Origin of the sequence: Microvirga arabica (assembly GCF_016811235.1) — a bacterium.
Lineage (GTDB): Bacteria > Pseudomonadota > Alphaproteobacteria > Rhizobiales > Beijerinckiaceae > Microvirga > Microvirga arabica.
Map to the genome: position 1 here is coordinate 61124 of NZ_JAFBID010000025.1, position 8781 is coordinate 69904.

Sequence of the window (8781 nt, forward strand, 5' to 3'; positions counted from 1 at the left end):
ACGGGTTTTTTACTACGCTCGTCGAAAGCTGTGCTGCCGGATGAAGGATTTGGAGGCACTGTGATTCGCCTCCCCCTCCAATGCCCTTTGCCCGTCGGACGCAGATCGGCACGGGGCCCGTCTTCGTCTTGAGGAGTTCCAGCGTATCCCCGCGAGCCGATGATGAGACGACACGTCCCCTCAAGACTTGACGACCTCGACGCCCGCGAGCTGGCCATGGCCGCGGCACGCCGGGCGGGCATGAGTCTTGAGGACTGGGCCGCTGCCGTTCTGGCCGAGCAGGCCGAACCCGCTCCCGCCTTTCGGCCCAAGCCCCGCCGGACGGCCGGCAGCGATCTCGACAACCTCATTGCCCGGATGTCCGCCGCGCCGCGCCCACGGCCGAAGCCGGATTACGAAACGCTCATGGCGGCCATCGCGGCCGAGAACGAGCGGCAGGCCCAGGATCAGGCCTCACGGACGGCCATCGCCCTGGAGTCGATGGCAAGCTGGATCGAGCAGGCCGAGACCCGCCTCAACGAAGCCGCCCGCGCGTCCACGGACCAGCAGGAGCGCATCGCGGCGATCCTGTCCCAGGCCCTGTCCTCACTGAAGGAGCGCCTCGACACGGTCGAGCGCCGGGTTGCTTCCGAGCAGGCCGCTCCGCCGCGCGTCGAATTCCCCATAGATGAGGCGCTCAAGGCGCTTGCTCCCGTATCCGAAACCCTGTCCGGGCTGCGGGCCGACATGTCCCGGCTCGCCAGCCGCCTGGAGCAGCCGAACACGGACTTCACGCTAGCCGTCGAGACGATCCGCACCGAGATCGACACCCTCCGGGCCGGCATGGATCATCTGGCGACCCGCGAAGAGATCGCTGCCCTTGGCGCATCCCTCGGCTCCATCGCCAAGGACCTCGGGCAGGCACCGACGACCAGGGACCTGCACACCCTCGCCGGGTCGATGACCGTTCTCTACGAAGAGGTCCAGACCCTCTCCGAGCGGATCAATCATGAGCTGCATCAGCACCTCGGGCTCGGGATCGACCGCATCGAGGCGAAGATCGGGCGCGTGGCCGAGACGGGGATCGACCGCTCGGTGATCGACTTCCTCAGCGGCCAGATCGTGGACCTGCGCCACGACCTGGCGAGCCGCGCCGAACCGCAGCAGATGGTCCGGCTCTCCGGCGATATCGAGGCTCTCGGCCGGCAGATCGCCGAGCTCCGCCTCCATCAGGTGAACAAGAGCGACTTCACAGCCCTGAAGCGGTCCCTCGACGATGTCTGTTCGGCCCTCTATGTGACCGCCACGGCCCAGGACACGAGCAAGGTTCCGGAACTGCTGGAGAGCGTGGACCGCCGCCTCGATCTCCTCGTCCGCCGCCCGGAGCCGACGCCGGTGGATCTCGCGCCGATCGGCGAGCAGCTGGCCCTCCTGGCTGAGCGCATGGCCAATCTGTCCGGCAGCCGCTCTCCCGATGGCGATGCGGTCAGCGGAATGGAAGATCGCCTGTCGGCCCAGATCAAGGCGGCGACCGAGCGGGAGGCGCTCTCGCAAGAGCCGCTCCTGCAGCGTTTCGACCGGATCGAGCAGGAACTGCGCCAGCTCAGCCGGCAGAGCGATGACGCCGGTGTGGCGCAGATGCTCCGTTCCATCGACGAGAAGCTTGAACGCCAGCCCGCGCAGCCGACCGTATTCGATGACCTGGAACGGCAGGTCGCAGCACTGACGGAACGCCTGGGATCCGTGTCCGGCGAACCGCTGCATAAAGCCCTGGAACAGGCTGCCGGTCATCTGACGAACCTGCAGGCCGAGGCTGCGGGCATTGCCGAGCGTGCCGCCAGGGCCGCGTTGAACGACATCCGCGCCACCCTGCCGGATTCAGGCGATCTGGATTCCCTCAAGCACGGCTTCGTCGAGCTGAAGGCCCTTCACACCCGCTCGGACAGGAAGACCCAGGAAACCCTGAAATCGGTTCACGAGGCCCTGGAGGCGCTGACGTCCCGCCTGCCGGGCCAGGCTGCACCAGTCTCTGGCAGCGTGACCCTCCCGCCCTCGGAGCTTCCGCCCACTGACCGGCTCGAAGCGGCCGTGCGCAAGCTTCATGCGGTTACCCTGTCCCGGATCGAGGAAACTGCGCTCCATCCTCCCGACGGCCCTGTGCATGACCCGACACCGGCAGAGATCGCGCCTGTTGCCACGGCGGACGAAGAGGCCGGCCACATGCGTGCGAGCCTCATCGCGGCGGCACGAAGGGCTGCTCAGAATGCAGGGCCGGAGATCGCGGAGCCCTCCTCCCTCTCGCCCGTGCAGGAGGCCCGTCCCACAGGCGGAGAGCAGAACGACGAGTCTGAGGTGACCGCGCCGCCCCTGCCCGGCCTTTTCGAGCGCCTGCGCCGGACTTTTGACAACCACAGCCGTCCGCTTCTTCTCGGGCTCGCGTTCCTGGTTCTGGCCGCTGGAACGGCCCAAATCCTATCAGGACAGCACAGCGTCTCGACCGCCGCGTCGGCGAGTGCCCCGCAGCAGGTGCAAGTTCCCAAGGCGGAGGCCCAGGGCACGCGCGATGCCCCTGCGGCCAAGCAGGAGTTGAGCCTGTTCCAGCCTTCGAGCTTTGCCGCGCAACCCTCAACCTCGGCCCCTCTGGCAGCAGGCCGCTTCCACGTGGATCCGGCGACGATCGGCGGCATCCCGGCCGAGGTTCCGGCCGGCTTGCGGCAGGTGGCCCTGTCCGGGGATGCGGCAGCTCTCTATGAAATCGGCGCCCGGCTGAGTGAGGGACGCGGCATGGTCGAAGACCTGGCGGCCGCCGTCCGCCTCTTCGAGCGCGCCGCTCAGGCAGGGCTTCCCCCGGCGCAGGAGCGGCTTGCCGCGATGTTCGAGCAAGGCCTCGGGGTCGGGCGCGATCTCAAGCAGGCCGTCTTCTGGTATGAGCGGGCGGCCCTGGGCGGTCATGTTCGGGCCATGCACAACCTCGCAACCCTGCTCACCTCCGGGGCCAGCGGCAAGCCGGATTATGCGACGGCCCTGCGCTGGTACAACGAGGCCGCGGAGGCGGGCTTCCGCGACAGCCAGTTCAACACGGGCCTCCTGCTTACCCGCGGCATCGGCTCGAAGCCCAACCTGCCCAAGGCCTTCCAATGGTTTTCCCTCGCGGCCGCCCAGGGCGATGCGGAAGCGGGCCGCAGGCGCGACGAGCTGGCTGCTCGCCTCAGCTCCGCGGATCTGAAGAACGCTAAGGCCGCCATCGATCTCTGGCGCCCCCGCGCCATCGACTCGATTGCAAACGAGCCGCCGCCCGCCGCCCCGGAATGGACGGCTGGTCTGGATCGATCTTTACCCGACAGGAGTTGAAGGCAGGCAGGCTCCGTCATCTTTCGTTCAGAACATGACTGTTACATGGCCTGCATGATACTGTAACAACGACGTGGCTGCACCGGCCATAGGGGAACCGGGTTGCAAATCTATTTGCCTATCGCTGAAATGCCTGTGAGCGTTCTTCTCATCCTCGGGATGGGTGCGGCGGTGGGCTTCATTTCAGGCCTGTTCGGCATCGGCGGCGGCTTCCTCATGACGCCGCTCCTGATCTTCCTCGGCATCCCTCCAGCCGTCGCGGTCGCAACGCAATCGGCCCAGATCGTCGCCTCCTCCACCACTAGCGTGCTAGGCGCCCTCAGACGCAACGCCCTCGATCACAAGCTCGGGGCCATCCTGGTGGCCGGCGGCTTCGTCGGATCCGCGCTCGGCGTCTGGTTCTTCGCGGCCGCGCGCCGGGCCGGGCAGCTCGATCTCGTGATCGTCATCTCCTACGTGACGCTGTTCACCATCGTCGGCAGCCTGATGCTCAAGGAAAGCATCCGGGAGTTCTGGCATCGGCGCAAGGGCGGCACGGTGCGGCTGCGCCGCCGGGCCGGCGAGCATGCACCCTATCTGGGCTGGCCCCTGCGCATGCGCTTCTACCGCTCGAAGCTCTATGTGAGCGTCATCCCCATCCTCGCGCTCTCGCTCTTCATCGGCTTTGCCGGCGCGCTGCTCGGCATCGGCGGCGGCTTCATCGTGGTGCCGGCACTGCTCTACATTTTCCGCGTGCCCACCACGGTGGTGGTCGGCACCTCCCAGTTCCAGATCGTCTGCACCACGCTGGTCGCCCTCATCCTGCACGCGGTCACCAATCAGGCCGTGGACCTGGTGCTGGCGATCCTGCTCATCGTCGGCGGCGTCTTCGGGGCCCAGTTCGGCGCCCGCATGGGGCGCCATCTGCGGGCGGAGCTGTTCCGCTTCCTCCTCGCGATCCTGCTGCTGGCCGTGGGCCTGCGCTTCGGACTCGAACTCGTGCTGCAGCCGGAGGAGCCCTTCTCCATCTCCGTCCAGGAGGTGCGCTCGTGAAGGCTCTCGCCATCCTCCTGTTCCTGCTGGCCGGCCTCGCTCCCGCCCGGGCCGAGACCCTGATCACGTCCCTGTCGAACCACAGGGTGCTCATCAATTCCAACTATACCGGCACGCAGATTGCCGTGTTCGGCGCCATCGAGCGCGACGCACAGACGGTGGCCCGCGCCACGGGCTACGACGTGGTCGTGACGGTCCGCGGCCCGCGCCAGTTCCTGACCGTGCGCGAGAAGGAGCGCCTCGGCCCCGTCTGGATCAACCAGGAACAGCAGAAGTTCCCCTCGGTGCCCGCCTATATCAGCGTGATGACCTCCCGGCCGATTGCGGAGATCACCAGCGATCAGCTGCGCCAGCGGCAGAGGATCGGTCTCACGGCCCTGGTCAATTCCAACGATTTCACCACGGGCCGCGACGGAGCGGACAGACCCTTCCGGGACGCGCTCTACCGTCTGAAGGTGCAGGAGGGGCTTTACCTCGAAGACGAGCGCGGCGTGACCTTCCTGACCCCGGACATCTTCCGCGCGGGCATTCCGCTGCCGGCAACGGCACCACCCGGCAACTACGATGTGGATGTGACGCTGTTTGCCGACACCGTGATCCTGGCCCGCACGACCACCGACTTCGAGTTGGTGAAGACGGGCTTCGAGGAGCAGATCGGCGTCGTCGCCCGAGACTGGTCGCTGTTCTACGGCCTGGCGACGGCCGCAATCGCCATCTTCTTCGGCTGGCTCGCCAACGTGATTTTCCGGCGGGATTAGGCCAAACGCATTTCACTGTCATTCCGGAGCCGCGCAGCGGAGCCCGGAATGACAGTGGGAGCCTTGAAGCTCAATCCCGGCACAGCATCGACTTCGCGATGGCGAAAATCCGCTCGGTGCCGATGAGATGCGCGGTGAAGCCGTTCGGGAACAGCGGCTTGAAGGCGGCATCGCAGGCATTGAGTCCGCCCGCATAAGCGCCGAGTGCCGGCATCACGCAGCGGCTGCCGTCGGTGAGGAAGCAGCGCCGGCGCGTGGAGCGTCCGCGCATCACCACCTTGCCGACCGGATGCAGATGGCCGGCGACCTCCGCCTGCTCACCGGCCGCGGGTTCGTGGCGAAGCGTCAGCGAGCCGAGCGCCATCTCCTCCACCACCTGCCCGCCGATGCTGTCGGGAAGGATACGGTCGTGGTTGCCCGTGACCCAGATCCAGTCGCGGCCCTGCTGCACCTCAGAGAGTGTCGTGCGCTCCTCGGTCCCGAGGCGATCCGGCCCGCCGATATCGTGGAAGGAGTCTCCCAGCGCGATCACGGTCTTCGGGTTGAAGCGGAACACCGCGTCGGACAGCGCCAAAAGCGTCTCGCGCGTGTCGTAGGGCGGCAGCATCATGCCGCGCCGGGCGAAGGACGAGCCCTTCTCGAAATGGAGGTCGGCCACGAGCAGCGCATCATGCGCCGGCAGATACATGGCCCCCGTCAGGTCGAGCAGCGCCAGCTGACCTTTCAGCTCGATCTCGTGCGTTGTCTGTTTGTTCTTTTGCAATGCCGTCACGCCAAAGCCTCGTCGAGAAGCGCTGCTTCCGCCTCGGCCAGAATCTCGTCCGCGTTGTCGCTATAGACGCGCTCGCGGCCGATCTCCAGCATGACGGACACGCTCAAAGGAGAAACCCGGTCGAGCGGCTTGTGGATGATTCGCCCCCGGATGCGCTCAAGCATCATGCCGAGGCGCCTCACGTCGAGGAGTCCCGTTGCCGCATCCGCCCGGGCGGCGCGCAACAGAACGTGATCGGGCTCGTGCTTGCGCAGCACGTCGTAGACGAGGTCGGTGGAGATCGTGACCTGCTTACCCGTCTTCTTCTCCCCCGGGAAGCGGCGCTCGATGAGGCCGGCGATCACGGCACATTGCCGGAACGTGCGCTTCATCAGGGAAGACTCGGCCAGCCAGTCTTCCAGGTCGTCGCCCAGCATGTCTTCGGAGAACAGCTCGTCCATGAAATTCGGATCGCGCCCCGCACGGGCCGCGATATCGCCCGAGGCATAGACCGCAATGCCGTAATCGTTGGCCACGAACCCCAGCGGCTTCAACTTCGCCCGTTCCAGGCGGCGGGTGAGCAGCATGCCCAGCGTCTGGTGCGCGAGCCTGCCCTCGAAGGGAAAGCAGGTCATGTAGAAGCGGTTGCCACGCGGAAAGGTCTCGACGAGCAGATCGCGCGGTCCCGGCACGATGGAGCGGCGGCGCTGCTGCAGAAGCCACTCGGTCATCTGCGGCGGCAGGCGGTCCCACTCAAACGGGTCGGCCAGGATCGCGCGCACACGCGCGGCGAGAAAGGTCGAGAGCGGGAACTTGCCGCCCTCGTAGGACGGGATCATCGGATCGGTGCCTGAGCCCGCGCGGGTGACCAGCGCCTCGTCCTCGGAGATGCCCTCGAAGCGCAGCACCTCGCCGGCGAACAGAAACGTGTCGCCGGGCGTCAGCGTCTCGACGAAATACTCCTCGATTTCGCCGAGGATTCGTCCACGCGGCAAGACAGTTCCCGGACGCGAGCGCAGGCTCTTGCCGAGCCGCACCTTGATCATGCTCGACTCGACGATGGTGCCCACGTTCAGCCGGTACTGCTGCGCCACTCTGGCATCGCGCACGCGCCACATGCCGTCGTTGCCCCGCACGATCTTGGCGAAGCGCTCATAGGCACGAAGGGCGTAACCGCCCGTCGCGACGAACGCCACGCAGGCTTCGAAATCCTCCCACGTCAGCCCCGCGTAAGGCGCGGCGGAGCGCACCTCCTCGTACAGCTCAGCCAGGTCGAAAGGCCCGGCGCAGGCCATGCCGAGGATGTGCTGGCAGAGCACGTCAAGCGCACCGACCCGCGCATCCGGCGTGTCCTGCGCGGCCTCGTGAACGGCGTCGAGCGCGGCGCGGCATTCGAGAATTTCGAAGCGGTTCGCCGGCACGAGATAGGCTTCCGACGGCTCGTCCATGCGGTGGTTCGAGCGGCCGATGCGCTGCATGATGCGCGAGGCGCCCTTCGGCGCGCCCACATTTACCACGAGATCCACATCGCCCCAATCGATGCCGAGATCGAGCGTCGCCGTGCAGACGACAGCCTTCAGTTTTCCCGCCGCCATCGCTTCCTCGACGCGCCGGCGCTGCGACACGTCGAGCGAACCGTGGTGAAGCGCGATGGCAAGGTTGTCGTCGTTGAGCTTCCAGAGTTCCTGGAACGTGTATTCCGCCTGCAGGCGCGTGTTGACGAAGACCAGCGTGGTCTTGTGCGTGCGGATGAGCCCGTAGATCGCCGGCATCGACAGGGATGCCGTGTGGCCCGCGAGCGGCAGGCGCTCGTCGAGTTCGAGCATGCGGATGTCAGGCTGCGCGCCGCCCTGCACCACGACGAGATCGGCGAGGTCCTCGCACCCCACCTCCCCCTTGAGGGGGGAGGTCGCGCCAAGTGCGCGGGAGGGGGTGGGATCCTCAACCTCATCCAAGTCAGCGGTGCCACCCCACCCCGACCTGTCGGTCGACCCTCCCCCACCCAAGTCGGATGTTTCCGACTTGGGCAAACGAGGACGGATCTCGGGAACACCCGAGATCCGAAGAGAGGGTGAGCGCTGCGGCACCAGATAGCGCCTGAGATCGTCAGGTTCGCGCACCGTGGCCGACAGGCCGACGGCCGTCACCTGCGGGGCGATCGTCATCAGCCGGGCAAGGCCGAGCGCCAGCAGGTCGCCGCGTTTCGAGGTGACGAGCGAATGCAATTCGTCGAGCACCACGCGTCGCAGATCCTTGAAAAACTCCTGCGCCTCCGCGTGCGCCAGAAGCAGCGCCAGCTGTTCCGGGGTGGTGAGCAGGATGTCCGGCGGCCGCTCGATCTGGCGGGCGCGCTTGTGCGAGGGCGTATCGCCCGTGCGGGTCTCGATGCGGATGGGAAGCCCCATCTCGGCCACCGGAATTTCGAGGTTGCGGGCGACGTCGGTGGCAAGCGCCTTGAGCGGCGAGATGTAGAGCGTGTGGAGCCCTCGCCTGTCCTTGGCCGTGCCGCGGCTCGGCCCCCGCTCGGCCAGTTCCACGAGACTCGGCAGGAACCCGGCGAGCGTCTTGCCCGCGCCCGTGGGCGCCACCAGCAACACGGAGCGGCCTTCACGCGCCTTGGCGAGCAGGTCCAGCTGGTGCGCCCTCGGCTTCCAGCCACGGCTCTTGAACCAGTCACGGAAGGTCTTGGGAAGAAGGGAGGCAGGACGCTGGGACATGAGTCCTCAAGATAGGGCCCCTGGAATGGTTCCGCTATGGCCGGGCACCACCCCGTTGTCACTCCCGGGAGGACGCATCAGCGGAGGGTAAGGAAATCCATAGTGCTTCTGTAATGGGCCGTTGGGTGTCAATCCCCTGAGTGACTGTCCTGTCGCCGAAGTCTTGCTTCTGTTCGGGGTCGGCGCGCGGCCG

General features: G+C 66.8%; 5 protein-coding genes. 3 read left to right on the top strand and 2 right to left on the bottom strand.

The annotated features are described in order from the left end of the window. The first annotated feature begins 162 nt into the window (after positions 1-162). The 3 genes from JQC81_RS14650 to JQC81_RS14660 all read left to right on the top strand — a co-directional run bounded on the left by JQC81_RS14650 (position 163) and on the right by JQC81_RS14660 (position 5120). The gene (locus JQC81_RS14650; protein ID WP_203272537.1) at positions 163-3330 is read left to right on the top strand and encodes an SEL1-like repeat protein; all 3168 of its coding nucleotides are present in this window, start codon (positions 163-165) and stop codon (positions 3328-3330) included. Between the two features lie 102 nt (positions 3331-3432). Continuing rightward, entirely contained in the window at positions 3433-4362 is a 930-nt protein-coding gene (locus tag JQC81_RS14655) for a sulfite exporter TauE/SafE family protein (RefSeq protein ID WP_203272538.1), read from the top strand. Next, positions 4359-5120, top strand: coding sequence for a TIGR02186 family protein (locus tag JQC81_RS14660; RefSeq protein WP_203272539.1), 762 nt, complete (start codon positions 4359-4361; stop codon positions 5118-5120). Before JQC81_RS14655 ends, JQC81_RS14660 begins: the two co-directional genes overlap by 4 nt. Before the next feature lie 70 nt (positions 5121-5190). Here JQC81_RS14660 and pdeM read toward each other — a convergent pair whose 3' ends face one another. Both pdeM and JQC81_RS14670 read right to left on the bottom strand, forming a co-directional pair. Beyond that, positions 5191-5892, bottom strand: coding sequence for a ligase-associated DNA damage response endonuclease PdeM (gene pdeM / locus JQC81_RS14665; RefSeq protein WP_203272540.1), 702 nt, complete (start codon positions 5890-5892; stop codon positions 5191-5193). Beyond that, positions 5889-8588 carry a ligase-associated DNA damage response DEXH box helicase gene (locus JQC81_RS14670; RefSeq protein WP_203272541.1) on the bottom strand — a complete coding sequence of 900 codons (2700 nt, stop codon included), beginning with the start codon at positions 8586-8588 and terminating at the stop codon, positions 5889-5891. Before JQC81_RS14670 ends, pdeM begins: the two co-directional genes overlap by 4 nt. Between the last annotated feature and the right edge of the window lie 193 nt (positions 8589-8781).

Excerpts from the sequence above, each read along its gene's own strand:
- JQC81_RS14670 (WP_203272541.1), bottom strand. The coding sequence starts at position 8,588 with ATGTCCCAGCGTCCTGCCTCCCTTCTTCCCAAGACCTTCCGTGACTGG.
- JQC81_RS14650 (WP_203272537.1), top strand. The coding sequence starts at position 163 with ATGAGACGACACGTCCCCTCAAGACTTGACGACCTCGACGCCCGCGAG.